This window comes from Haloarchaeobius baliensis (assembly GCF_052060055.1).
Lineage (GTDB): Archaea > Halobacteriota > Halobacteria > Halobacteriales > Natrialbaceae > Haloarchaeobius > Haloarchaeobius baliensis.
This window is the reverse complement of record NZ_JBPPFR010000001.1, coordinates 676,200-700,704: the sequence shown is the minus strand read 5'-3', so window position 1 is coordinate 700,704 and position 24,505 is coordinate 676,200. Positions and strand designations below refer to the sequence as shown.

The 24,505-nt window shown below is 68.8% G+C and carries 23 protein-coding genes and 1 tRNA gene; 14 read left to right on the top strand and 10 right to left on the bottom strand.

Annotation, left to right across the window (positions count from 1 at the left end):
- Positions 1 to 27 precede the first annotated feature (27 nt).
- From ACSG06_RS03590 to ACSG06_RS03575, 4 genes are all read left to right on the top strand, one after another.
- On the top strand, positions 28 to 1,086 hold the full coding sequence (locus tag ACSG06_RS03590) for a halocyanin domain-containing protein (protein ID WP_440988894.1): 1,059 nt from the start codon (positions 28 to 30) through the stop codon (positions 1,084 to 1,086).
- Between the two features lie 64 nt (positions 1,087 to 1,150).
- Positions 1,151 to 1,522, top strand: coding sequence for a helix-turn-helix domain-containing protein (locus tag ACSG06_RS03585; RefSeq protein WP_440988893.1), 372 nt, complete (start codon positions 1,151 to 1,153; stop codon positions 1,520 to 1,522).
- Positions 1,519 to 1,800 (top strand): DUF7521 family protein, encoded by a 282-nt coding sequence (locus tag ACSG06_RS03580; RefSeq protein ID WP_440988892.1) that lies wholly within the window; start codon positions 1,519 to 1,521, stop codon positions 1,798 to 1,800. The genes ACSG06_RS03585 and ACSG06_RS03580 overlap by 4 nt, the downstream gene beginning before the upstream one ends.
- Before the next feature lie 52 nt (positions 1,801 to 1,852).
- The gene (locus ACSG06_RS03575; protein ID WP_440988891.1) at positions 1,853 to 2,956 is read left to right on the top strand and encodes an archaeosine biosynthesis radical SAM protein RaSEA; all 1,104 of its coding nucleotides are present in this window, start codon (positions 1,853 to 1,855) and stop codon (positions 2,954 to 2,956) included.
- Here ACSG06_RS03575 and ACSG06_RS03570 read toward each other — a convergent pair whose 3' ends face one another.
- The 4 genes from ACSG06_RS03570 to thiL all read right to left on the bottom strand — a co-directional run bounded on the left by ACSG06_RS03570 (position 2,957) and on the right by thiL (position 8,128).
- Entirely contained in the window at positions 2,957 to 6,097 is a 3,141-nt protein-coding gene (locus ACSG06_RS03570; protein WP_440988890.1) for a PAS domain S-box protein, read from the bottom strand.
- Between the two features lie 114 nt (positions 6,098 to 6,211).
- Positions 6,212 to 6,892: a phosphoribosylformylglycinamidine synthase I gene (gene purQ, locus ACSG06_RS03565; RefSeq protein WP_440988889.1), complete on the bottom strand. Its 681-nt coding sequence runs from the start codon at positions 6,890 to 6,892 to the stop codon at positions 6,212 to 6,214.
- Entirely contained in the window at positions 6,889 to 7,143 is a 255-nt protein-coding gene (gene purS, locus ACSG06_RS03560; protein WP_440988888.1) for a phosphoribosylformylglycinamidine synthase subunit PurS, read from the bottom strand. Before purS ends, purQ begins: the two co-directional genes overlap by 4 nt.
- Before the next feature lie 94 nt (positions 7,144 to 7,237).
- Positions 7,238 to 8,128 (bottom strand): thiamine-phosphate kinase, encoded by an 891-nt coding sequence (thiL, locus tag ACSG06_RS03555; protein ID WP_440988887.1) that lies wholly within the window; start codon positions 8,126 to 8,128, stop codon positions 7,238 to 7,240.
- A 549-nt stretch (positions 8,129 to 8,677) separates the two neighbouring features.
- On the opposite strand from thiL, the gene trmY reads away from it, so the two are divergent.
- The 7 genes from trmY to ACSG06_RS03520 all read left to right on the top strand — a co-directional run bounded on the left by trmY (position 8,678) and on the right by ACSG06_RS03520 (position 15,707).
- Positions 8,678 to 9,274: a tRNA (pseudouridine(54)-N(1))-methyltransferase TrmY gene (trmY, locus tag ACSG06_RS03550; RefSeq protein ID WP_440988886.1), complete on the top strand. Its 597-nt coding sequence runs from the start codon at positions 8,678 to 8,680 to the stop codon at positions 9,272 to 9,274.
- A 50-nt stretch (positions 9,275 to 9,324) separates the two neighbouring features.
- On the top strand, positions 9,325 to 10,113 hold the full coding sequence (locus tag ACSG06_RS03545; protein ID WP_440988885.1) for a hypothetical protein: 789 nt from the start codon (positions 9,325 to 9,327) through the stop codon (positions 10,111 to 10,113).
- Between the two features lie 53 nt (positions 10,114 to 10,166).
- Positions 10,167 to 10,239, top strand: a tRNA-Pro gene (locus ACSG06_RS03540).
- Between the two features lie 1,604 nt (positions 10,240 to 11,843).
- A complete protein-coding gene (locus ACSG06_RS03535; protein WP_440988884.1) occupies positions 11,844 to 12,503 on the top strand; it encodes a hypothetical protein in 660 nt (219 codons plus the stop codon).
- Between the two features lie 206 nt (positions 12,504 to 12,709).
- A complete protein-coding gene (locus tag ACSG06_RS03530; protein ID WP_440988883.1) occupies positions 12,710 to 13,105 on the top strand; it encodes a type II toxin-antitoxin system VapC family toxin in 396 nt (131 codons plus the stop codon).
- A gap of 138 nt (positions 13,106 to 13,243) precedes the next feature.
- Positions 13,244 to 15,022 (top strand): DUF4013 domain-containing protein, encoded by a 1,779-nt coding sequence (locus tag ACSG06_RS03525; protein ID WP_440988882.1) that lies wholly within the window; start codon positions 13,244 to 13,246, stop codon positions 15,020 to 15,022.
- A 163-nt stretch (positions 15,023 to 15,185) separates the two neighbouring features.
- Positions 15,186 to 15,707, top strand: a complete 522-nt coding sequence (locus tag ACSG06_RS03520) for a P-loop nucleotide/nucleoside kinase family protein (protein ID WP_440988881.1) — start codon at positions 15,186 to 15,188, stop codon at positions 15,705 to 15,707.
- A 1-nt stretch (position 15,708) separates the two neighbouring features.
- Here ACSG06_RS03520 and ACSG06_RS03515 read toward each other — a convergent pair whose 3' ends face one another.
- Entirely contained in the window at positions 15,709 to 16,311 is a 603-nt protein-coding gene (locus ACSG06_RS03515) for an alpha/beta hydrolase (RefSeq protein WP_440988880.1), read from the bottom strand.
- A 54-nt stretch (positions 16,312 to 16,365) separates the two neighbouring features.
- Between ACSG06_RS03515 and ACSG06_RS03510 the strand changes: the two genes are divergently transcribed.
- The 3 genes from ACSG06_RS03510 (at position 16,366) to ACSG06_RS03500 (ending at position 19,190) form a co-directional block, all read left to right on the top strand.
- Positions 16,366 to 17,238 carry a PspA/IM30 family protein gene (locus tag ACSG06_RS03510; RefSeq protein WP_440988879.1) on the top strand — a complete coding sequence of 291 codons (873 nt, stop codon included), beginning with the start codon at positions 16,366 to 16,368 and terminating at the stop codon, positions 17,236 to 17,238.
- A 123-nt stretch (positions 17,239 to 17,361) separates the two neighbouring features.
- The gene (locus ACSG06_RS03505; protein WP_440988878.1) at positions 17,362 to 18,393 is read left to right on the top strand and encodes a DUF7972 family membrane protein; all 1,032 of its coding nucleotides are present in this window, start codon (positions 17,362 to 17,364) and stop codon (positions 18,391 to 18,393) included.
- Between the two features lie 80 nt (positions 18,394 to 18,473).
- Positions 18,474 to 19,190, top strand: a complete 717-nt coding sequence (locus tag ACSG06_RS03500) for a hypothetical protein (RefSeq protein WP_440990287.1) — start codon at positions 18,474 to 18,476, stop codon at positions 19,188 to 19,190.
- Positions 19,191 to 19,228: 38 nt separating this feature from the next.
- Here ACSG06_RS03500 and katG read toward each other — a convergent pair whose 3' ends face one another.
- The 5 genes from katG to ACSG06_RS03475 all read right to left on the bottom strand — a co-directional run bounded on the left by katG (position 19,229) and on the right by ACSG06_RS03475 (position 24,119).
- The gene (gene katG, locus ACSG06_RS03495; RefSeq protein ID WP_440988877.1) at positions 19,229 to 21,376 is read right to left on the bottom strand and encodes a catalase/peroxidase HPI; all 2,148 of its coding nucleotides are present in this window, start codon (positions 21,374 to 21,376) and stop codon (positions 19,229 to 19,231) included.
- Positions 21,377 to 21,552: 176 nt separating this feature from the next.
- The gene (locus ACSG06_RS03490) at positions 21,553 to 22,143 is read right to left on the bottom strand and encodes a DUF7411 family protein (RefSeq protein ID WP_440988876.1); all 591 of its coding nucleotides are present in this window, start codon (positions 22,141 to 22,143) and stop codon (positions 21,553 to 21,555) included.
- On the bottom strand, positions 22,143 to 22,493 hold the full coding sequence (locus ACSG06_RS03485; protein WP_440988875.1) for a DNA-binding protein: 351 nt from the start codon (positions 22,491 to 22,493) through the stop codon (positions 22,143 to 22,145). The genes ACSG06_RS03490 and ACSG06_RS03485 overlap by 1 nt, the downstream gene beginning before the upstream one ends.
- Before the next feature lie 52 nt (positions 22,494 to 22,545).
- Positions 22,546 to 23,001 carry a 30S ribosomal protein S19e gene (locus ACSG06_RS03480; RefSeq protein WP_440988874.1) on the bottom strand — a complete coding sequence of 152 codons (456 nt, stop codon included), beginning with the start codon at positions 22,999 to 23,001 and terminating at the stop codon, positions 22,546 to 22,548.
- An 86-nt stretch (positions 23,002 to 23,087) separates the two neighbouring features.
- Positions 23,088 to 24,119: a lysylphosphatidylglycerol synthase transmembrane domain-containing protein gene (locus ACSG06_RS03475; RefSeq protein ID WP_440988873.1), complete on the bottom strand. Its 1,032-nt coding sequence runs from the start codon at positions 24,117 to 24,119 to the stop codon at positions 23,088 to 23,090.
- Positions 24,120 to 24,505 lie beyond the last annotated feature (386 nt).

Sequence of the window (24,505 nt, the reverse complement as noted above, 5' to 3'; positions counted from 1 at the left end):
TTTTCCCCGGCGAACCGAGTGCCGTGTATGAGCCGACAGTCGACCTGCACGCGGCGGACCGCACTCCGAGCACTCGGCGCCGGTGCCGGCCTCGTGGCGACCGGCGCCACGGTGACCGCACAGGAACAGCCGACGTTCGACGGGTGGCTGGACGGCGTCGGCAACTACGACGGCGTGGTGGACGAGACCGGCGCGGACAGCGTGACCGTCCAGGTCGGGAGCCAGGCCAACGGCGGCGCGTTCGGGTTCTCACCGCCCGCCGTCCGCGTCGACCCCGGGACGGAGGTCGTCTGGGAGTGGACCGGCGACGGCGGCGTCCACAACGTCCTCCCCCAGTCGGGCGACTGGGGCTCCGAACTCGTCGGCGACGCGGGGCACACCTACTCCCGCACCTTCGAGGAGTCGCAGGTGGTGAAGTACTCCTGCGAACCACACGAGGGGATGGGGATGAAGGGCGTCGTCGTGGTCGGCGACGCCGGCCCGTCCGGCGGCAACGGCGGTGGCGGCCAGGAGAGCTTCGAGGAGCCGGACTACGGCGGCTGGTTCGACGACGTCGGGAACTACGAGTCGACCGCGAACGAGACCGGCGCGGACAGCGTGACCGTCCAGGTCGGGAGCCAGGCCAACGGCGGCGGCTTCGGCTTCGCGCCGCCAGCCGTCCGCGTCGACCCCGGGACGGAGGTCGTCTGGGAGTGGACCGGCGACGGCGGCGTCCACAACGTCCTCCCCCAGTCGGGCGACTGGGGTTCCGAACTCGTCGGCGAATCCGGCCACACCTACTCGCGCACCTTCGAGGAGCCAGGCATCCACCGGTACTCCTGTGAACCACACGAGGGGATGGGGATGAAGGGCGCCGTCGTCGTGACCGGTGCGGCAGACGGTGGCGGCACCACCGAGAGCGCGGACGAGGGCTGGACCGAGCCGACCGCGCAGCCGCGGCCGGTCGGCGAGTCCAGAATCGAACCCCTAGAGCTCGCGTTCGTCGGCGGGTTCGGGTCGTTGCTGCTGTTCCCCGCACTCGTCGGTATCGCGATGGGGCTCGGCTCCGACGGCCGCCCCGACGACGAGCCGGACGGGCGGAACTGACCGACGGCGGTCGCGTCAAAAACCGAACTGTAATGGTGCCCCCGTCCGGACTACCCGGGTACGGATGTACGACCCGTCCGCGACGGACGAACCGGAGTTCCAGTCGGTCGTCGACGCCCTCGATGACGAGGACTGTCACGCGATCATCGAGGCACTCGACGAGCCGATGACCGCCAGTGAACTCTCCGACGAGTGCGACATCCCGCTCTCGACGACCTACCGGAAGCTCGAACAGCTAACCGAGTCGTCGTTGCTCGTCGAGGAGACACAGCTCCGAGCGGACGGCCGTCACACGTCGCAGTACCGGGTCAACTTCGAGGACGTCACAATCATGCTCGCGGAGGACAACTCGCTCGAACTACGTATCGCTCGACCGCCAGAGACGCCAGACGAACGCCTCGCCTCGATGTGGAAGGAGGTGCGCAAGGAGACATGACTCACCTCTCAGCCCTCGTCATCGCGTTCAAGACGCTCGCACTCGTCTTCGGCGGCCTCATCACCTACTTCGCGACGAAGGCCTATCGACGGACCGAGTCGCCCGCGCTGCGGGCGCTGGCGGTCGGGTTCGGCTTCGTCACGCTGGGCGCGTTGCTGGCCGGTGCGATGGACCAGTTCATCATGGGCCCAAGCGACCGCACCATCGCGCTGGCCATCGAGAGCCTGCTGACCACCGTCGGCTTCGGCGTCATCCTCTACTCGCTCTACGCGGACTGAGCCCTCGGCCGACCCGAAGCGGATTTACGCCCACGACCGTTTCTCTCCGCCAATGAGCAAGCCCACCCCCGAGGTCTACGAGCAGGGGAAGGGGATGGACGCGCACAACCAGGTGATGCGTCGCATCCGCGCGGAGAAGGACGAGACGTACGACCCCCACGAGCCGACGCGGGTGTGGATCGACGAGGACAACACCCCGGGCGGCGTGTTCCAGAGCCTGACCATCATCCTGAACACCGGCGGCTGCCGGTGGGCCCGCGCCGGCGGCTGCACGATGTGTGGCTACGTCGCGGAATCGGTCGAGGGCGGTTCGGTGAGCCACGAGGCGCTGATGGACCAGATACAGGTCTGTCTCGACCACGAGGCGGAGAACGCCGACGAGCAGAGCGACCTGATCAAGATCTACACCTCCGGGAGCTTCCTCGACGAGCGGGAGGTCGGTGGAGAGACCCGGCGCGCCATCGCGGAGACGTTCGCGGACCGCGAGCGCATCGTCGTCGAGTCGCTGCCGGACTTCGTCGACCAGGAGAAGATCGAGGAGTTCACCCGTCACGGGCTGGACACCGACGTCGCCATCGGGCTGGAGACCGCGACCGACCGCGTGCGCCACGACTGCGTGAACAAGTACTTCGACTTCGCCGACTTCGAGGACTCGTGCGCGGAGGCCGTCGCGGCCGACGAGGCCAGCAGCGGGGACGAGGGCGACGCCGGCGTGAAGGCGTACCTGCTGATGAAGCCGCCGTTCCTCGCAGAGCCCGAGGCCCTCGCGGACATGAAGTCGTCCGTGCGGCGCTGTGCGGCGGTCGACGGCTGTCACACCGTCTCGATGAACCCCTGCAACGTCCAGCGCTACACGATGGTCGACGAGCTGTTCTTCCGGGGCGGCTACCGGCCGCCGTGGCTCTGGTCGGTCGCGGACGTGCTCGAATCGACCGCCGACTGCGACGCCATCGTCGTCTCCGACCCGGTCGGACACGGCTCCGACCGCGGCGCCCACAACTGCGGCGAGTGCGACGACCGCGTCCAGACCGCCATCAAGGACTTCGACGTCCGGCAGGACCCCTCGGTGTTCGAGCAGGTGTCCTGCGACTGCGAGCTGACGTGGGAGGCCGTTCTGGAACGCGAGACCAGCTACAACATGCCGCTCGCCCGGTAGTCACTCCACGGGCGTCGTCTCGGTCCCGCCGTTCCCTGCCGCCGACTCCTCCGACGAGGACTCCCTCGCCAGCGGGACGTGCAACGTGACGACCGATCCCCGCGGCTCGTTGTCCTCGAAGCTGAGCCAGCCACCGGCCTGCGTGACGACCCAGTTGACCAGCCAGAGGCCGAGCCCGCTGGCGTGCCTGAGCTGGGTGATCTCCTGCTCCTCCGAGATGAGCGCGCGCTCGGAGGACGGGATGCCGGGGCCGTCGTCGGCGACGGACACCCGGAGCACGTCCGGGTCGTCCTCGCCGCTGCTGGCACTCACGTGGACGGTCGGTGCGTCGGTGTCGTTGTGCTCGACGGCGTTCTCGATGACGTGGAAGATGGCGGTCCGGAGCAGGTCGTCGGCGCGGACCTGCGCGGACCTCGGCAGGTCGGTCGTGAACTCGGCATCTGGATACTCCTCCGAGAGCCGTGCGATGGAGGTGCTGACGCTCTCGTGGACGTTGACCGGACCGGTCGCGGCGCGGTCGCGGTCGAGCGTGCGCTCGACGGCACGGGTCTTCTCGGCGAGGCTGATGAGGTCGTCCGCGCGGTCGATGATGGTCTCGGAGTACCCGACGGCGGCGGTCCCGTCGACCACGTCGCCGAGCATCTCGGCCGAGCCCTTGATGATGTTCATCCCGTTGCGCAGGTCGTGTCTGAGCACGCGGTTCAGGATCTCGACGCGCTTCTGGCGCTCCTTGCGCTCGGTGATGTCGGAGTAGACGCCGAAGGTGCGGGGGGAGGACTCGTCGAGGTCGACGGGGACGACGGTCATCAGGAAGTCACGGAGGCCGTCGGTGGTTCGTCGTTTCACCTCCCGCTCGACGAGCTCGCCCTGGTACGCCTGATCGTTGATGTGGTCGCTCTCGGCGTCCCGGTCCGGCGGGACGATGAACTCGTCGAGGTTCCCGCCGACGATCTCGTCGGCGTCGTAGCCGAACACCTGCTCGAACGCGTTGTTGATCTCGACGACCTTCGGGTAGCCATCCTCGTGGACGGCGTAGACGACCGGGTCCGGCACGTTCTGGAACAGCGCGGCGAACCGGTCGCGCTCCTCCTTGAGCTCCTCCTCGAACGAGGTCCGTTCCAGCGCGTCCGCGACGTGGGTCAACAGCAGCTCCGTGAGCTCGAGGTCGGACTGGTCGAAGGCGTCCACCTCGTCGGAGACAGCCTGGAAGACACCATCCTGGCCGACGGGGACCGAGAGCAGCGACCGGTACGTCCGGTCCTCCGGCTCGGCCGCGTTGTCCGCGGTGACGTCGTCGATGAGGAAGGACTCGCCCGTGCGATGTGTCTTCCCGGCGAGTCCCTCGGTGATGGGCGCGCGGTCGCTGTAGCCCTCCGGTTCGATCTCCGAGGAGAGCGCCCGGGAGACGAGGAACTCGTCGACGACCTCGTCGACACAGCAGATGTCGAAGTCCAGCACGCGCTCTGCGGCCTCGACGGTCAGCGTCCAGATCTCCTCCCGGGTCTCGCAGTCGTCCAGGCCGGAGGCGATGGCGTGCAACGCCTCTATCTTGCGTTTCTGCTCGACGAGCTCGGCCTCCATGCGCTTTCGTTCGGAGATATCCCGGACGACGACCGCGGTCCCATCGAAGGTCGTCTCCTGGGGGAGTGCGGCGATGGTCGCCTCGTACTCGACGACCCTGTCGTCGCCGATCTGCAGCTCGAACGTCCGCGTCTCGCCGTCGGGCAACGCCTCGACCTCCTCGCGGCCTCGCTCGACGTGCTCTCTGGGGAACACCTCGTCGACGCGCCGGCCGATGAGGTCGTCGCGTTCGTAGCCAGTCAACTCGGCCATCACGTCGTTGACGGCGCGGAACCGCCCCGACTCGTCGAGCGCGAACACGCCGTCGCCCGCCGCCTCGACGATGGTCTGATGTCGTTTGAGGTCGCGTTCGCGGGTGCTCCGGTCGAGGGCGGCCCGGGTCGTCGACGCGAGGATGTTCGCCATGTGCACGTCGGTCCGGTCGAAGGCGTTCCGCGCGCCGGCACCGAAGGCGAGGATGCCGTGGTCGCCCAGCGGGACGACGACGGCGCTCTCGAGCGCCAGCGACGAGGGCATGCCCGTCTGGGCGCTCGCCCCCTCGTTGATGACGACGGTCTCGCCGTCCTCGAACGCGGACCAGGCGACCCCGTCGTCCCGGTCGAGCATGGTCGGTTGGTCGAAGTGACCGGCGACCTCCTCGGTGACCGAGACGGGGACCAGCACGTCGCTGGTGTCGTCGTGGAAGAACACGCCCGCGTAGGGCTGGTCGAGGACGGTCCGTGCGGCCTCGACCGCGAAGTCCGCGACCCGGGCCGGCTCCTCGACGCCGACGAGCTCGCTCGTCATCGCCTGGAGCGACTCGACGGTCTCGCGCCGGTTCACGCGGTCGGTCACGTCCTGGACGAACGACAGTGCGCCGAGGACGCTCCCGTCGTCGTCGGTCAGCGTCGTGTTGTACCACTCGCAGGTGAGCTCGGTCCCGTCGGCGGTGACGTTCCGGTTCACGTTGACCGCCGGTACCTCCCCGCCGGGCGAGAGTGCGGCGTCGGAGACGGACCGGACGGCATCTCGCTCGTCGGGTGCGACGAGCAGCTCCACGACGGGCTGTCCGATGGCCTCGGGCGCCTCGTAGCCGAACAGCTCGGCCGCGCCGGCGTTCCAGGCGGTGATGTGGCCGTCCTCGTCCACCTCGACGACGGCCAGCGGTGCCTGCTCGTAGACGAGCCGGAGTCGGTCGAGTTCGTCGTCGACCGGGAGGCCGCCCTCCGGTTCGACGACGTCGGCGATGCGGTCGCGGAGCACGTCGAGGCCGGCGGAGGCGGGAACGTAGCCGTCGACGCCGGCAGCGACGGCCTCGCTCGCGAGCGCTTCGTCGCCGTCCTCGGTGAGGAGGAAGAAGGGCAGTGCCGGACGACGCTCCCGGGCGGTCGCGAGGAGCTCGAGCGGGTCGCCGTCGACGGTGTCCGTCGCGACGACGCAGTCGACCGCATCGTCGAGTGCGTCCCGGGCCGACGCGATGTCGGACGCGGTGCTCACCGTCCATGGAAGCGACTCCACCGTCTCCGTCCGCACGTCGCCGGGGGGAGCGACGAGCAGGACGCGTGTCGTACGTCCAGTCATGCGAGTTTCGGCGGCACACGCGCCACCAGTTACCCCCACCGAAGTCACCCACCGTCTTTAATGCTTTAGCCGTTTCGAGCCTCGACTCGGGAACGGACCGCGCGCCGATTCGCCCTACTCGGCGGCGAAGCCGCGCAGGAGCGGTCGGCCGTCGGTGCCGCCGACGTCGGCGAGCGCGGCGCGCTCGGGGTGGGGCATCAGCACCGCCACCGAGTCGCGTTCGCCGACGACGCCCGCGACGTTGTGCTTCGAGCCGTTCGGGTTCGCCCCGTCGGTGAGGTTGCCGTCGGCGTCGCAGTACCGGAACAGCACCCGGTCCTGGGTCTCCAGCTGCGTGAGCCGGTCCTCGCTGATCTCGTAGCGACCCTCGCCGTGGGCGATGGGCAGCTCGATGACCTCGCCGTCCTCGTAGCCGGCGGTCCAGGGCGTGTCGGCGCGCTCGACGCGGACGTGGACGTGCTCGCACTGGAAGCGGGCGCTCGCGTTCGTCGTGAACGCACCCTCGGTGAGCCCGGACTCGCAGCCGACCTGTGCGCCGTTGCAGACGCCGAGGACGGGGACACCCTCGCCCGCCAGCTCGCGCACCTCGTCCATGACGGGCGAGCGTGCGGCCATCGCGCCGGCACGGAGGTAGTCGCCGTAGGAGAAGCCGCCGGGGAGCATGACGCCCGTCGTGTCCGCGGGCAGGCCGTCCTCGTGCCAGACGATCTCGGCGTCGATGCCGAGGTCCTCCAGGGCGCGGAGGGCGTCGCGGTCGCAGTTCGAGCCGCCGAAGCGGACGACCGAGACCGTCATTCGCGCGGGGCGACCTCCACGTCGTAGTCGTGGATGGTCGGGTTCGCGAGCAGGCGCTCTGCCATCTCCGCGGCACGCTCGCGGGCGGCGTCTTCGTCTGCCGCGTCGAGGTCGACCTCGAAGCGGTCGGCCGAGCGCAGCCCCGACAGCTCGAAGCCCAGACGCTCCAGCGCGCGCTTGGTCGTCTCGGCCTCGGGGTCGAGGACTCCCTGCTTGAGTCGGACGGTCACCGTGGCGGTGTAGGCGCTCATCACCTGGACAGGCGCGTTCGTGTTCAAAAACTCTTGTGACTCGCGCCTGTGATGCACGTTCGTGGATAGTCGCCCCGCGACCGCGTCGCCCGCCTCACTCGCCGTGCGTGAATCCCCGGTCCGGCAGGGCCTCGCCGTCGACGGTGACGACCGGCTCGCCGTCGTCGCCTCGTGTGACCTCGCCGACGACCGACAGCGGGACCGGGCAGTCGTCGCGGGCGTCCTCGACCCGCCGCGCCGGCACGGTACAGACCAGCTCGAAGTCCTCGCCGAAGAACCAGCCCAGCTCGCGGACCTCCGCCTCGCCCCCGGCGACCTCGTGGACCACGTCGGCCACCGGCACCGCGTCGGCGTCGAGGGCCAGCCCGCAGCCGCTCGCCTCGGCGAGCTGGTGACACGAGCGCGCCAGCCCGTCGCTGGAGTCCATCATCGCCGTCGCGTGCTCTGAGAGCGCCAGCCCGGCGGCCACCCGTGGCTCGAACCGGAACAGCTCGTTCGCGCGGTCGGTCTCGCCCGCCTCGAACAGCCGCAGCGCCGCGCCGCTGCGTCCCAGCGTGCCCGTCACGCAGAGCCGGTCGCCAGGCTCCGCGCCGCCACGACCCACCGACTCGTCGGTCCGCCCGAGCGCCGTCGTCGCCACCGTGAACTCCTGGTGCGTGTCGAGGTCGCCACCCACGTACTCCGCGCCGACCGCCTCGCAGACGTCCGTCGCGCCCTGGAGGAACTCTCTGAGCGCTGGTTCGGTGAACTCCGGGGCCGCGTACACCGCCACCGCCGCCGTCGCCTCGGCGCCGGTCGCCGCCACGTCCGACAGCGACGCGCCGACCGCCCGCCAGCCCGCCGTGTACCGCGTCGTCCCCCCGGGGAAGTCCGTCCGGTCGTGGAGCATGTCCGTCGTCACGACCGTCCCGTCGACCACCGCCGCGTCGTCCCCCGCGTGGTCCACGAGGCCGCCGACGAGCGAGAGCGCCGCCCGTTCGTTCATGTCGGGCGTGTGTTTCGCGGCGTGTGGCAAAAGGAACGCGGTCCGAACACGTGCTTCAGCGGGGTTGCAGGAGGAACAGCAGTGGGCTCGAACGGCCAGAACGCCCCCTTCTCAGTGGGAACTGCCTGCGCCGATACCAGCCAGAACGCCCCGGCCGACAGCACCGCACCTCGTACCTCGCCAGCCGCGCGCCACCCGGTTGACGAGCACAACGATGCCGCCACCAGTCACACGGCCAAGACACCCCGCGCCGGCAGGCGCGTGGGTGTCGAGGGGGAGGGCTGGCGCGGTGCGGTCGCGGTGCTGTGCGGGGCGGGGCGGGGCGGGACTGAAAGGGGCCGCGTTCTCGCCAGCCGAGACGACGTAAGCACCGCAGCGGAGCGAGGAGCGCAACGAGTCGCAGGCGGCGAGAACGCGGGGGCTTTCTGGCCGTTCGAGTCCCAGCGCGTTCCCCCGACTACCGAAACCGTTCGAGCAGCATCACGAGCGACACCACAGTTCGAAAGCGGGTTCGACGCGACTAAACCCACCCGCGAACCACACGCGAACATGCGACAGTTCGTCATCTGCGGTCACGAGGTCCCGACGACGCCCGACTTCTCGCTGGACGCGCTGGCGAGCGAGGCGGGCCGGCTGGACCTGCTCTGTCGGTGTCTGAACGCGGCGTTCCTGACGAGTCACGGCCTCCGAGACGAGGTCCGGGTCCACCTCGTGCTGCAGGACGAGTTCACCGTGACCGTCGACGGGGCGACGGTGCGGAACCTGCACCCGGACGAGCGGTCGACCGCCGCGTTGATTCGCACCGCGCTAGAGCACCGCGAGGACGCCATCGGCCACCAGCCCGCGGAGTCCTCGCCGGGCATCAGCATCCGGCGTGTCGGGCTGGACGTGGTGCTCGACGAGTGCGCCCGGGACGGCACGGTGGTGCAGCTCCACGAGGACGGCGCGCCCGCCGACGAGACCGAACCGCCCGCGAACCCGACGTTCGTGCTCTCCGATCACCAGAACTTCACCGACGCGGAGGCGGCGCTGCTCGCCGATGCGGCCGACCAGCGCCTCCGACTGGGGCCGACGCTGCTCCACGCCGACCACGCCGTCACCGTCGCACACCACTACCTCGACACCGACGGCTACACGAATTTCTGACAGCGCCAGAGAAGGTCGAAATTAAGTAGCTGGCCTGCAGAGGGTGACTCATGTCCACCGACTCCCCCGACGTCTGTCGGTTCTGTGCGCGTACCGTCACCCCGACCCCGGCCGACACCGTCCACCGCATCTACACCCGTCGGGTCGACGGCGACGCGACGACCATGGGCACCAGCGAGCGCTTCGCCTGCGACCACTGCTTCGACGACGTGCGTGCGCTCGCCGCCGACATGCAGCGCCGCCACGTCGCCGACCGCGCCGCCCTCGCCGACCACGACTGCAGCCTCTGTGGCCGCGCCGTCGCCCCCGACGCCGGCGCGACGCAGCTCGACGTGGACCAGGACCGCTACGTGCTCTGTCCGGACTGCACCGACGTGTTCGACGAGTTCTGTGCGTCCGTCCCCGAGACGGCACCCGAACCGGCCACCGACGCACCGACCAGCACAGACACGACGGCCAGCACGGACACGACGGCCAGCACGGACACACAGACCGGCACCGAGGTCGTCGCCGACGGCGGCACCCCCGAGGAGGACGGCTCCGACCTCGGCACCGTCCTCGACTCCGGCCTCGACGACGTCGAGGAGGGCGACCGCGTCCACTTCGACCTCCGACGCGACACCGGCGACGGCTCCGCCCCCACCGAGACCGTCTCCGGCGACGTCACCAGTGCCGACACCAGCTACATCGGCGGCTCCACCATCTACGTCGACGGCGACGACGGCGACGAGTACCGCGTCGAATCCAGCTTCTCCTCCGACGCGGTCCGCGTCACGACCGTCCACGGCCACGACCTCGAGTTCCAGGGCCACCTCGACGAACTCCGCGTCGACCGCTAGTCGTCCCGCGTTTCGGAAGCGTTAAAAGTCGCCCACTCGTCTATCTCGAATGCGGGCCGGTGGGGTAGCTTGGTATCCTTCGGCCTTCGGGTGGCCGTAACCGCGATTCAAATTCGCGCCGGCCCATTCCATATATCCCACTTTTGCATCCTCTACTGACAGGCTTAGGCGGTTCTGGGCCTGTCGGAGAGTCGCCGATCTGCGACTACTGCGGCGACTGGATAGACGAGCAGCACCCGCAGTGTCCCGCGCTCGACCAGAGCCTGTGTCGGCCGTGAGCAAGCTCTTCTCTGTCGTCATCGGCATCGAGTTGATCCAGTCCAAATACATCGCCGAAAAGGAGGTCAGTCCCTTCCCGTGGCATCTAGTTGGATATCCATCTGACACGTTTAGATAGATGAGTCTAGTACGATGGTGTACAGGCGAAGGTAAGTTGGAACCGAGGGTGAAGCACTTCTCAACGGTCGATAGGACCTTGACAAGGCTCTGGAGTGGTCCTCGAACCGAACAGTGGAATGTATCTATGGATACCTGCTGTGGAGCGAGTCAGCGAGGTAATTGTGACGTCTCAGACGTGAACTTGTATAGCCTGACGATTGCGAATCGATGGTACACAACCCCAAATTTCATTTGCTGGGAGGTTTAAGTCGCAATTTGTAGGCCGAGGGATTCCACAGGTCGATATTCGATCTGCGAACCCAATCCAGTCTGAGCTGGGGCGGCCTACAGGAGCAAGCAATCCAACGGGTCAGTCCTTGATCGGGATTGGCTCTGGCCGGACACCAGTGAAAGAGAATTGGTTATTCTCTGGATGTGCCCGGTGTCGTTGGTTGCTCAATCCTTTACAATGAATTCAGCAGACAGTTCTGTGGTATTGTGACAAACAATGGGATTTTGCCTCTGGAGTGTGGCCGGGACACCGGGTGGGTCACTCCGTGATGAGGCCGGTAACATATACCCACGCGGCCAACGAGGCCGAAGCGAGCAGCGCACCGAAGACCACACCCCGGAGCATCAGGAAAGTCCCGCAAAGGACCCCGATCCCTGCCGGCGTCGTAGCTCGGATGCTCAATCCCATCCTACAATGCCCCCATGGTTAGCGGAGGTCTTCGCGTCTTGGAGACGCTCGCGCACTGGGCGCTACCAATATATTTATATTCTTAATGTAAAAAACTACTTCTGTTTATCAAAAAACATCTATAATGAATTGTTGGGGCAGCAATAGTTGCTAAACACTGGTTGAATTTCTTATACCCTTGAAGAGTACTCGAACCGGCCAGCGTGCGGATTCGGCCGATACCTAGCGTCGAGCCCCCCAGCGAGGTACTCCTCCCCCTGCGACGTACTCTCGAAAGCTCGTACTCCCGACTGAGGGGTGCGATCAGGCCCGCGTAGGTGAGCACCTTGCACCGCTCTCGAACACGGTTCGGAGTGGCGTTGCAGCCGAACTCCTTCGACATCAGTCCTGAACTCGATAGCCCCTTGGAGTCCAGAAAACTCCGGAAATCGCTGGTCGATCATCACCATCCAGTGCGCTGGCAGCCGCTCGTTCATCCGTTGGTCCTCTCCTGCCCGCGGCAGTCGGCACGCTACTCTCACCGATGTGCATGTAGGCACCGGCCCATCTTCCCCACATCACACTTCTCAGCACCAGCGACGAGACCAGCCCCGACGACGGGTTCGCCCGCGCACCGAGATTTAAGTGTGCGCCAGCGAGAATCTCTGCCGACATGAGAGCAGGGGTCATCGCGAAGATATACGGTTCGTTGAACGGGCTCACCACGACGCAGTTCGACGACGACGAGAACTCCGTCCTCGAGGTCCGTCGGTTCGCGGGGACGGCGAGTGGGAACCGGGTGGTCGTCGGCGCGGCGGCGAGGGAGCGCCAGCGGACCGACACGGGCTATTCGATCCGCGGAACGGAGATCGAGGAGGTGAGCGACGAGGGGACGGTCACCGAGTTCACCGAGTTCCTCGCCGTGCCGGACGAGTTCGTGATGGTCGGGAGCGGAGACGGCACGTTCGCGTTCGACCTCATCGGGGAGGTCGGCGGGGCCGACATCGAGCGGACGAGCATCGACCTCGACAGCTACTTCGGCAGCGTCGAGTCGGCCGATGCGTGGAAGGTCGGGTTCTCCGAACACGAGGGGCAGACGGACAACGGTGTCCTCTACGGCGCCGACATCCTCGGTGACGACGAGTTCGGGGAGGTGGTGGACCGGGCGAGCCTGAACCAGCTCGGGGTGACCTACGAGACCCAGTCGGACGAGACGGTGAAGCTGAACATCACGGAGAGCGGGTACGTGAACGTCTATTCGCCGGATTTCGACTCGCTGGAGTTCGCGGACTTCGTCACGAGCAGCGTCGCACCGTTCGTCGAGCTCGGCTGAGGGGACGGGCGGCTGTTGGGGGCAAGCGGCCGGCCTGCGGTGCGGGTGAGAGCCGAACGTTTTACTCCCCACGCCCTCGCACGCCCTGCCATGGACGACTCAGCCGACGCAGACGACACGCCCGCCGAACGACTCGGTGACAGCCTGTTCGGTCGCTTCGCGGACGCCGACGTCGACCCGGCCGAGGCGGTCAGGGAGGAACGGCAATGACGACCCTCGCGGACACGGACGTGTTCCTCGCCGCGCTGGTGGCCGACGACGAGCACGGCGAGACGGCCCGGGAGTTCCTGAACGCGACCGACGACCTCGCCACGTCGACGCTGACGGTGCTGGAGCTGCAGTCCATCCTCGTCGACGGGGCGGGGATGGACGAGACGGCGGTCGGGGAGGCCTGCAAGGCCATCGTGGACGAGGTGGACGTGTACGAGGCCGACATGGACGACTTCGGGCTGGCGAAGGCGATGCGCGACGGGACGGACCGTGGCGAGGACCTGACGAACAACGACTGGACGCTGCTCGCGATGGCGGCGGACCTCGGCGCGGATCTCGCGACGTTCGATGAACGGAAGCAGGCACAGGGTGCGGTCGCCCCGGAGCCCTGAGACCGGGACGACCGTCTCGACGGCCAGTACGCCCAAGTGACCGCTTCGCGCAGTGGCTACCAGTTGCGAATGTCACCGAGGGATAACAACGGGGGTCGTCGAACGGATGGCGGGCGTCGGGCGTGTTCGAACTGCAGCGTGCGTCTCGACTCCTCGACCGACATCTGTCCGCGCTGTGGCGTCGAACAGCCCGACGGGGACCGACGGGAACGGTCCGATGGACGGTCGGGAGCGACACGCCGGGGCGACGACGGGGACCCCGGCGGCAGGCGCACGACCCGGAACCGGAGGGACAGCCGTTCGACCGGCAGCGAGCGGTCGGGAGACGACGGGAGCGGCCAGCGTGACTGTCGGAACTGCGGCGTGAGTCTCGACCCGTCGACCGACGTCTGCCCGCGCTGTGGCGTCGACCAGACCGGGAAGACGTCGCCGGACTCGAACCGGAGCCGGCGGGAGCGCGAGGCGGGCCGCTCGGCGTCGGCTGGCGCGGACCGGCGAGACACGAACCGGTCAGCCGGCGCGGACCGGCGAGACACGAACCGATCGGCCGGCGGACGCGGGGACCGACGCAGCGACGACGGTCGGGGGGCGCGGGCGGACGACCGGGGAGAGAGACGGTCCCGCCGCCGGGGGGATCGGTCGGGTCGGGACACCGGCCGGCCTGCCGAGTCGAACGCAGAGCGGGGTCGCGAACAGGGCCGCAGCCGCGACGCGCGTCGTGACGAGAACCGGCGGGACGACGACGGCCGACGTCGACAGCGCGACGGCGACAACCGCGACGCTCGTGACCGTCGCGAGCGTGGTGACGACCGCCGAGGACCGCATGAGGAGGGGCGCCGCGGGCACGACGGGGACGGGCGACCCCGGGAGGACGAGCCGCCACACCGCGACCCGGAGCCGGGGCCGAGACGCCAGGAGCGCGACCGGCGAGAGGAGCCGCCACGCCGCGACGACCGACGGGACGCGCCCACCGACAGGCCGCCGGCGTCGCCCGCGAGTGGCCGACCGGCGACCGACCGTCGTGGACCACGCGAGGAGCCCGTCGGCGACGGCGCGACTGGTGGCGGGACGACGACGCGGACGGAGACGGTCGAGCGGGACGAGCGACCGCCACCGAACGCACAGGAGCCCGAACCGGGGCGACGACGGGGCGAGGGCGGACCGCCACGGGAGGACGCCGGCGGCGGGACGAGCGTCCGAACGCCCGGTGACGGACTGGAGGAGTCGGGCGGCCACCACCCCGACACGCGCGGCCCGGACAGCCTCGGCACGGACATCAGGTACCCGATGAACGAGGCGGGCTGGTGGAAGACCATCGCCATCGGGACGGTACTGGAGTACCTCACCTTCCTCATCGTGCCGGGCTGGATGCTAACGGGCTACTACGTCCGCGTGATGCGCCAGCGCCTCGACGGCGACCCCGAGCCGCCGTCGTTCTCCGACCCGGGCAGCATGCTGATCGACGGCATCAAGGGCTCCATCATCGTCGGCGTCTACGGCATCATCCCGATCATCGCGTTCGTCGTGTTCGTGCTTGGCAGCATCACCGCCATCATCGACGGCAACTTCCAGCAGGGGCTGGGGAGCCTGCTCACGGGGCTCGTCATCTGGCTTGGACTGTCCGCGCTGTTCGGGTACGCGGGCTCGGCGGGGATGGCGCGGTTCGCCGAGACCGGGTCGATGCTGTCGGGGTTCTCGCCGAAGCTGGCGCGCGTGCTCGTCAGTGGGACCTGGTTCGTCGCCTGGGTGAAGGTGTGGATCGTCGCGGGCATCGCGGGGGCGATCTCCATCGTCATCGCGCTCATCCCGGTCATCCAGCTCATCACCGTCGTCGTGACGCCGGTGAAGATCAAGTACCTCGGGACGGTGTTCTCGAAGCAGTTCGCCGACGCCTACGCGAAGATCTACGGCGTCTGAACTCCCGTGGCGCGACGGATACCACAGTTTCATGTGCGCTCGGTGTCGTCTGTCTCCCAATGACGGCCGGGCACGGGGACGCCGCTGGAGACGGATGGGCCGACCGACGAACCGAGGACCGCACGCGGACGACACTCCCGCACACACGACGCGACGGTGACCGATGTTGCTAGTGGTCTGTGGCCTGCCGGGTGCGGGCAAGACGACCATCGCAGAGGCGGTGACCGACCGCGTCGACGGCCGACTCGTCCGGACCGACGTGGTGCGCAAGGACCGCTTCCCCGACCCCGAGTACACCGAGGCCGAGAAGCTCGCGGTGTACGCAGAACTGCTGGCTCGCGGCCGCGAGGCCGTCGAGGACGGCGAGACGGCGGTGCTCGACGGCACGTTCAAGGAGGCGCGCTTCCGCGAGGACGTCGTCGACCTCGCCGACGACCTCGGCGTCGACTTCCGGCTCGTGAAGGTCGAGTGCGACGAGACCGTCGCGCGCCGGCGCATCCGCGAGCGCACGGACGACGAGAGCGACGCCGACCCGGACCTGCACTCGCGGTTCCGCGAGCTGTTCGACCCCATCGAGTGCGAGCACGTCGTCGTCGACAACTCGGGCGACCTCGACGCGACGCTCGCACGCGTCGACGAACTGTTCCCCGTGCCCGAGCCGTCGAGCGTTCCGGCCGGGGAGTGACTCAGACCTCGGAAAGCAGGAACCCCGACACCGCGTCCGCGACCTTCTCGTGCTGGCCGACGAAGAAGTGGTCCGCGCCGAAGCGGACGGTCTCGACCCCCAGCTCCTCGGCGCGCTCGACGATGCGCTCCCAGTCGACGACGTCGTCGCGCTCGCCGTAGCAGATCTGGACCGGACAGTCGACGTCCGCGAGCGCGGCGACGGCGTCGAGGTCGTCGGCGAGCCTGTCGGCGGGTGCGAGCGCGCTGACGGCCGTGACGGGCACCTCGACGCTGGCCGCGGCGAGGATCGAGAGACAGCCGCCGAAGCTGAAGCCGAAGAGCCCGACGCGGTCGTAGCGCTCGGCGGCCCAGCGCACGGCGTTGCGTACGTCCTCTCGCTCGCCGTACCCCTCGTCCCAGTCGCCGTAGTCGATCCGCAGGCAGTCGACGCCGCCCGCGGTCAGCGCATCTGCGACGGCGACGAGGCGCTTGTCGCCGCGGTGGCCTCGGTGCTGTGGATGGGGCGGACAGGCGACGACGCAGGCGTCGGCGCCGGCCGGCGATTCGTCGAGGCTCGCACGGACCTCCCTGGCCCCTGGCACGAGAACTGTTTCGTCGGTCACAGCTACACCTTCGAGGAGTGACGTTTTTAAGTTCACGGAGGGAAATAATGCAATATGGGAATACTATCGCGGACGTCGTACGTCCTCAAGTCGAAGATAAACTCGTTGCTGAACCGGGCTGAGGACCCGACGGAGACGCTCGACTACTCCTACGAGCAGATGCGCGACCAGCTCCAGCAGGTCAAGCGCGGCATCGCCGACCTGACGACACAGAAGAAGCGACTGGAGATGCAGAAGCGACGCCTCGAGGAGGACGTCGAGAAGCACAACCGGCAGGCCCGCGAGGCCGTCCGGCAGGACCGCGAGGACCTCGCCCGTCGCGCGCTCGAGAAGAAGAAGACGAAGATGCGCCAGATGGAGGAGCTCGACGCCCAGATCGAGCGCCTGCAGGGCACCCAGGACCAGCTCGTCGACAAGAAGGAGACCCTCCAGCAGCGCATCGAGGAGTTCCGCACGAAGAAGGAGTCGATGAAGGCCCGCTACGAGGCCGCCGAGGCGAGCAACCGCGTCTCCGAGGCCATGACCGGCGTCGGCGACGAGATGGAGGACGTCGGGATGGCCATCGAGCGCGCCGAGGAGCGCACGCAGGACATGGAGGCCCGCGCGGCCGCCATGGACGAGCTCTACGACGAGGGCGCGTTCGACGACGTGCTCTCGGACAAGGACTCCATCGACCGCGAGCTCGAGGAGCTCGGCGCGTCGAGCGACGTCGAGGCCGAGCTCGACACGCTCAAGGCCGACATGGGCAAGGGCGGCGGCTCCGCGGACGCCGAGTCCGCCGACGCCGAGAGCAGCGAGGAGGAGGTCTCCGCGGACCTGGAGGAGCTCGAGGCCGAGATGGACGCCGCCGAGTCCGGTGGCTCCGACGGCTCCGGCGACGAGGCCGTCGAGGCCGACCTCGAGGAAGAGGAGAACTCGGACGCGTAACGCGCCGCCGACCGTTCCCACACTGCCGTCGCGTCGTCGAATCGCCATCCCTGTCGCCCGCGAACGGTCTACCCTACGGAGTTCGACCACACGCTTTTCACCGTCTTCGCCGTCGCTCGGACCATGGACGAAGCCGAGGGCGGGAGCGACGACAGCATGCGCAGCCGCGCCCCGGAGTCGAGCCGGAAGCTGCACGTGCTGCTCGAGACGAACCGCCGGATCGTCGCGGCCGGTATCGCGGGGTTCGTGTTCGTCGGCACGGTCGTGCTCGGGCTGGCCGTCGCCGGCCCGGCACAGCTGACCGCGGGCGACCCCATCGAGACGCTGTTCCAGGCGCACGTCACCGCCATCATCACCGGCGTCACGCTGGTCCTGACCCTCAACCAGCTCGTGCTCTCGCAGGAGCTGGGCGCGGCGGGCGACCAGCGCGAGCGCATGGAGGGTGCGATGACGTTCCGGGAGGACGTCGCCGACGCCGTCGGCCTCGCCATCGCACCGGCCGACCCCGCCGAGTTCCTGACGGCGATGCTCGATGCCGCCGACGAGCGCGCCGAGGCCCTGGCGGATGCCGCGTCTGCCGACGGCGAGGCCGCCGAGCACGTCACCGCGTTGACGGACGCCGTGCGGTCGAACGCCGCCACGACGAGCAACTCGCTGGAGGGCTCGGAGTTCGGCGACTTCGACGTGGTGTCGGCCGCGCTCGACTTCAACTACTCGTGGAAGCTGTACGCCGCGAAGCGCCTCAGCTCGGAACACGCCGACGAGCTCTCCGAGGAGGCACAGGAGGCGCTCGACGACCTCATCGACCTGCTCTCGCTGTTCGGCCCCGCCCGCGAGCACATCAAGACCCTGTACTTCCAGTGGGAGCTCGTCGACCTCTCCCGGGCGATGACCTACGCCGCCGTGCCGGCGCTGCTCGTCACGTCGACCGTGCTCGTCTTCTTCGACCCGACGGCGCCGTGGCTGGCCGGCTCGACCCTCGGTATCGCGGACGTGCTGCTCGTGTTCGCGCTCGCCAACACCGTCGCGGTCGTCCCGTTCGCCATCCTGCTCGCGTACGTCCTCCGTGTCGCGACGGTCGCCAAGCGCACCCTCTCCATCGGCCCGTTCATCCTGCGAGACACCGACCGCTCGTTCGACTACGACGACGCCTGAGAGGGCGACCGGAGCGACGCGTATCACCGCTGGTACCGGCCACAAGCGTATAGTCGGTGTGGCGTGACCCAACAGCCGTGATGTGGGTTCCGGTCATCGCGGTGGGTCTCTGTGGGCTGCTCGGCGTCGGCCTCGTCCAGCTCTGGCGCGGACGGCTCACGGCGGGCGACGGACGGGACCAGCTCCTGGCCGATGCCCGGTTCCGGGCGCCCGACGAGCCGGTCGGGCGGGGTGCCGCGGTCAACCTCGCCATCGTCGGACTCGAGCTCGTCGCCCTCCTGCTGGCCGCCGTGCTGGTCGGCTATCTCGTCGTCGAGACGGCGCTCTCGCCGACGCTGAAGCTCCTGTTCGCCGGCACCTACGGCGTCGCGGCGATACTCATCGCCCGGGCGCTCTACGTCCGTCTCGGCCTGCCCGTCCCGGGTCCCGCCGCGGTCGACGACCCCTCGACCCTCGAGGAGCTGACCGACTCGCTGGCGGAGAGCCTCGGCGACCCGACCGCCGCGGAGTTCGAGGCACTGTACGAGGCGATGACGACCGCCCGCGGCGACGGCCCCGGTCCCGACGTCGTCACGGTCGCCCTCGTCGCCGCCGCCCGTGCCGACATGGACGTCGCCACCGTCGAGTACTGGGCGGCGACAAACGGCATCGCCAGTCCGGCGACGGTCGCCGCGCGCCGCGACGACCTCGCCGATGCCGGCGTGCTCGCGGCCGACCGCTTCGCGCTCGCCCGCCCCGAGTTCCGGAACGCGCCGGCCGCCGACGTGGCGTCCGTGACGACGACGCTGCTGCGCTGAACGGGTCGCGAGAGAAAGAAGACAGTCCTACCGGCGGGTCACTCGAGGTCGAACCGGTCGAGCTGCATGACCTTGCTCCACGTGTCGACGAAGTCCTCGACGAACTGCTCCTCGGCGTCGTCGGTCGCGTAGAACTCCGAGACGGCGCGGAGCCGGGCGTTCGACCCGAAGACGAGGTCCACGCGGCTGGCCTCGTACGCCAGCTCGCCGGTCTCGCGGTCGTAGCCCTCGAACGCCCGGCGCTCCTCGGAGGCGGGCTCCCACTCGACGTCCTCGCCGAGCAGGGTCACGAAGAAGTCGTTGGTCAGCGCGCCCGGCTGGTCGGTGAACACACCGAGGTCGGTGTCGTCGTAGTTCGCACCGAGCGCCCGCATGCCGCCGACGAGCACCGTCATCTCGGGCACCGTCAGGTTCAGCAGCTCCGAACGGTCGACCATGATGTCCTCGGGGTCGCGCTCTGCCTCGTCGCCGACGTAGTTGCGGAAGCCGTCGGCCTTCGGCTTGAGCGCCTGGAACGACTCGACGTCGGTCTGCTCCTGCGAGGCGTCGGTCCGGCCGGGCTCGAACGGGATCTCGACGTCGTAGCCAGCCTCGGCCGCGGCCTGTTCGACGGCCACGTTACCGCCGAGGACGACGAGGTCCGCCAGCGAGACGCGCACGCCGTCCGAGCGCGACTCGTTGAACTCCGCCTGTATCTCCTCGAGCGTCCCGAGGACGGTCTCGAGCTGCTCGGGCTCGTTGACCGCCCAGCTCCGCTGGGGTTCGAGCCGGATGCGCGCGCCGTTCGCGCCGCCGCGCTTGTCGCTGTCGCGGTACGTCGACGCGGACGCCCACGCGGTCTTGACCAGCTGCTGGACCGAGAGCTCCGAGTCGCGGATCTCGGCCTCGAGCTGTTCGATCTCCTCGTCACCGACCAGCTCGTAGTCGGCGTCCGGGATGGGGTCCTGCCAGAGCATCTCCTCGTCCGGAACCTCCGGGCCGAGCAGGCGCTGCGGCGGGCCCATGTCGCGGTGGATGAGCTTGTACCAGGCCTTCGCGAACGCCTGCTGGAACTCGGCGGGGTTCTCGTGGAAGCGCTCGACGATCTCGCGGTACTCGGGGTCCTTCTTGAGGGCGACGTCCGTCGTCAGCATCATCGGCGTGTCCTTCTCGGACGGGTCGTGAGCGGCCGGGACGGTGTCCTCGAGGTCCGCGTCGACCGGCTTCCACTGCCACGCGCCGCCGGGGCCCTTGTGGGGCTCCCACTCGTGGTCCAGCAAGTTGTCGAGGTAGCCCATGTCCCAGGCGACGGGGTTCTGCGTCCAGGGGCCCTCGATGCCGCTGGTGATCATCTCGCTGCCCTTGACGGGACCGTCGGCACCCTCGACCTGCCAGCCGAGGCCCTGCTGTTCGATGGGGGCGTCGGCCGGCGGCGCGCCGTGCTCGTCCTCGGGGTCGTCCGCACCGTGGACCTTCCCGAAGGTGTGGCCGCCGGCGATGAGGGCGGCGGTCTCCTCGTCGTTCATCGCCATCCGGCTGAACGTCTGGCGGATGCGCTGGGCGGACCACTCGGGGTCCGGCTCGCCCTCGGGGCCCTCGGGGTTGACGTAGATGAGGCCCATGACGGAGGCGCCGAGGGGCTCCTGCAGGAAGTCGTCCTCGTCGAAGCGGTCCCAGGTCTCCATCTCCTCCTCTGGACCCCAGTCGATGGCGTCGTCGGCCTTCCAGGCGTCCTCGCGGCCGCCGCCGAAGCCGAACGTCTCGAAGCCCATCGACTCCAGGGAGACGTTGCCCGCCAGGACGAGCAGGTCGGCCCACGAGAGCTTCTGGCCGTACTTCTGCTTGACCGGCCAGAGCAGCCGTCGTGCCTTGTCGAGGTTGGCGTTGTCCGGCCAGCTGTCGAGCGGTGGGAACCGCTGTCGGCCGCCGGCCGCACCGCCGCGCCCGTCGACGGTGCGGTACGTCCCGGCGCTGTGCCAGGCCATCCGGATCATCAGGGGACCGTAGTGGCCGTAGTCGGCGGGCCACCAGTCCTTGGAGTCCGTCAGCACGGCTTCGATGTCGGCTTTCACCTCGTCGAGGTCCAGCGACTCGAACGCGTCGGCGTAGTCGAACTCCTCGTCCGCCGGCCCGAGATCGCGGGCGTTCTGGTCGAGGATATCCACGTTCAGCATATCCGGCCACCATTCCTGGTTTGTCTTACTCATCACACAGAAATTGTTGCCATCGCCTGTTAAGGTTACCTAATTCGGAAACCAACAGTTCTGTTCGACCGAAGAATTCTACCGGTTTCGTGAACCCGGGACGTCCGTGGATTCCGTGTCCGGTTCCCGATAACTCCGTCGCTACGTCCCGGGAGACGGCGTGTGCGGACCGGCTCCGGTCAGTCGGTGCCGGTGACGTACGTCTGGTCGTGGTCCGGGAACACCTCGCCGACGGCGTCCGGGCCGTCGCGCTCGGCGAGCAAGGGTCGGAGCTCGGCCTCGTAGTCGGCGCGACGGATCTCCTCGCTCGGGCCGACCGTGACCGAGAGCTTCGACTCGACGATCCTGTCGACGGCGTTCCGGCCGAACCCCGAGAGGGGCGCGACGTAGTCGACGTCGTGGCGGTCCTCCAGGCTCTGGGCCTGCGCCCGGGAGATGGTCGGGACCCGGTCGTCACGACGCGTCCCGTCGGCGATGGCGTCGAAGTCCTGGGCCGCGAGCCGCTCCAGTGCGTGCTCGTGGACCTGCTGGATGCCGTTGCGGGGGAAGCCGTCGGCGCGCATCCGGGTGACGGCGTCCTCGGCGACTGCACGGTCCAGCTCGAGGCGTTCGAACGGGAAGCCGACGGCTGCTGCGGCGTCGCGAGCGTGCTCCCAGTCATCGGTCACACCGAAGTGACCGGTGACGAGGGTGACGTCGTAGAACTCGTCACAGAGCAGCGCGGCCAGCGTGGAGTCCTTTCCACCGCTGTAGAGCAGCCCCAGTCGCATCAGCGCCGACGGATGTTGAAGCTCTGGGAGTCGGGCTTGAGTTCGCGGAGCAGCTCCTTCATCTTCTCCTCGTCGATCTGCCCCTGGATACGGCCCGACCGGGCGAGTGCCACGACCTGCTGCTCGACCTGGTCCGCGAAGTCGGGTTTGGACATCCGGACGGAGTTGAGCCGCTTGCGCGCGCCGTCCGTGAGGTACTGTCGGAGCAACGCCTGCTTCTGGGCCTCGGCCTGCTCGCGCATGGCCTCCTGGGCCTCGGTGTCGCCACCGCCGCCCTGCTGTTCGCGGAGCTGCTCCATCTTCTTCTCTCGCAGTTGTTCGAGTTCGTCGTCGTCGGGACTGCCGCTCATACTACTCGGTTGTCGATTGTGGAGGAAAATCGTTTCGACTGTTCGGGAGCAGTTACGCGTAGCGCTCGAGCTCCGGCCGGTCGAGCTCCTGCATCACGTCGGCGGCGATGTTGTCGAGGAAGCTGCGCCCCTCGGCGGTGATACGGCGACCCTCGCCCTCGGCGGTCTCGACGAGGTCCTCCTCCTCGAGCTGCTGAAGCGCGACGCGGATGACCTTCTTCGAGCCGTTCGTGCGGTGGGCCGTGGCGACGCGGTAGCGGGTCGAGCCGTCCTTCGAGCCACCGTACTCGGTGGAGAGACGGTCGACGCCGACGGGGCCGGTGTCGGCGACCTTGCGCAGCAGGGAGGCCGAGCGGATGGCCCAGAAGTTCTCCTGCTCCGGCGGGAGCTCGCGGTTGACGCCTGTCTTGCTGAATTCGAGCCACTCGGGCTCGTCGAGTCGATCCTCGAGTTCGGCGGCGACGGCCTCGATGAGGTCGTCGGCCGGAACGTCGTACATCGTCGTCATTGCATCTTGGTTCCCCCGCGCGGGTTAAAAGGGCATCGTCTTCTCGCCGGTACGTCGCGCCGCGAGACGGGCGGTGTCGGGGGTTCTCAGCCCCGCTGGGCCGCGCCGAGGGCTGCGGTCGCGCCGCCCCCGACGAGCATCGGAATCCAGTACGAGGCGACGCGGTGGACGAGGACGACCGCGCCGATGGTCGCCGCGCCGACGCCGGTCACCGTCGGGAGTACCATCAGCAGGACGGCCTCGATGCCGCCGAGTCCACCCGGCAGGGGCGTGACGCTGGCGAGCGCGCCCAGGGGCACCCCGAGCATCGCGGCGGCGAGCAGGTCCGGGTCGCGGAGCCCCAGCGCGAAGAAGGAGAGCCAGAGACAGGTCACCAGCATGAGCCAGCCGGCCGTCGAGAACGCGAGCGTCGTCGCCATCGACCGACGGTCCTGTGCGACGCGCTCGATGGTCGCGAAGAAGTTCTCGATGCGGCGACGGATCGTCCGCGGTTTCGGCGGACTCACCCGGGGGGCTGCGTGCCCGACGCGGCGGACCACCGGCGAGACGACCCGGACCGCCCGCGACTCCAGCCCGTACCGGTAGCGCCACGCCAGCGCCGCCGCGACGGCGACGACGAGCGTCAGCCCCGACATGACGACCGCCACGTCGACCAGCCGGTCGGTCACCGCCACGGTCACGGCGTAGTAGCTCACCGCGACGAACGCGATGGCGATGGAGGGGACGAAGTTGACGGCGTCCACGCTCGCGATGGCGGCCAGTCCCGTCTCGTACTCGCTCTCGGAGACCCGGGCGATGAGCAGCGCGGTGAACGGCTCGCCGCCGGCCTGTCCGAACGGCGTGACGTTGTTGACGAACGTCGCCGAGAGGAAGACCAGGAACGCCTTCGGCACCGACAGTGGGATGCCGAGCGTCCCGAGCACCGACCGGAGCGCGAGCCCCCAGCAGAACAGCCAGCCGAGCGCGAACAGCGGCAGGACGACCGCAAAGCGGAGGTCCACCCGTGCGAGCTGGTCGAGGATCTCCTCGACGCCGACGACCCAGAGCACGACGGCGAGGACGACCAGCGCGCCCACGAAGCCGGCCGCGATGGCGCGGTAGTTCCAGTCACCAGCCATAGCGACACCTCGACCGTCGGACGCTTCAAGCCACCGCCTGTCCGGGGTGGTCTCCGGCGTGACCGGAACGAACGCCGTCCGGAAATCCTGATACGCGGTGGGGTCGCTTGAACCGCCTCCGGCCCGAAAGCCCCGAGGCGCTCGACTCGGGGGGCTCGCTGCGCGCTTCACTCCGTTCCAGTGCTTGCGTCGCCCGCCGTCGTCGACCGCCTCGCCCCTTTCATTCCCACCCGCCCGCACAGCACCGCGACCGCACCGCGCCAGCCCTCCCCCTCGACACCCACGCGCCTGCCGGCGCGGGGTGTCTTGGCCGTGTGGCTGGCGGAGGCATCGTCGAGCCAGTCAGCGACGGCTGGCGCACACGAGAGATAGCAAGGCACTAACGC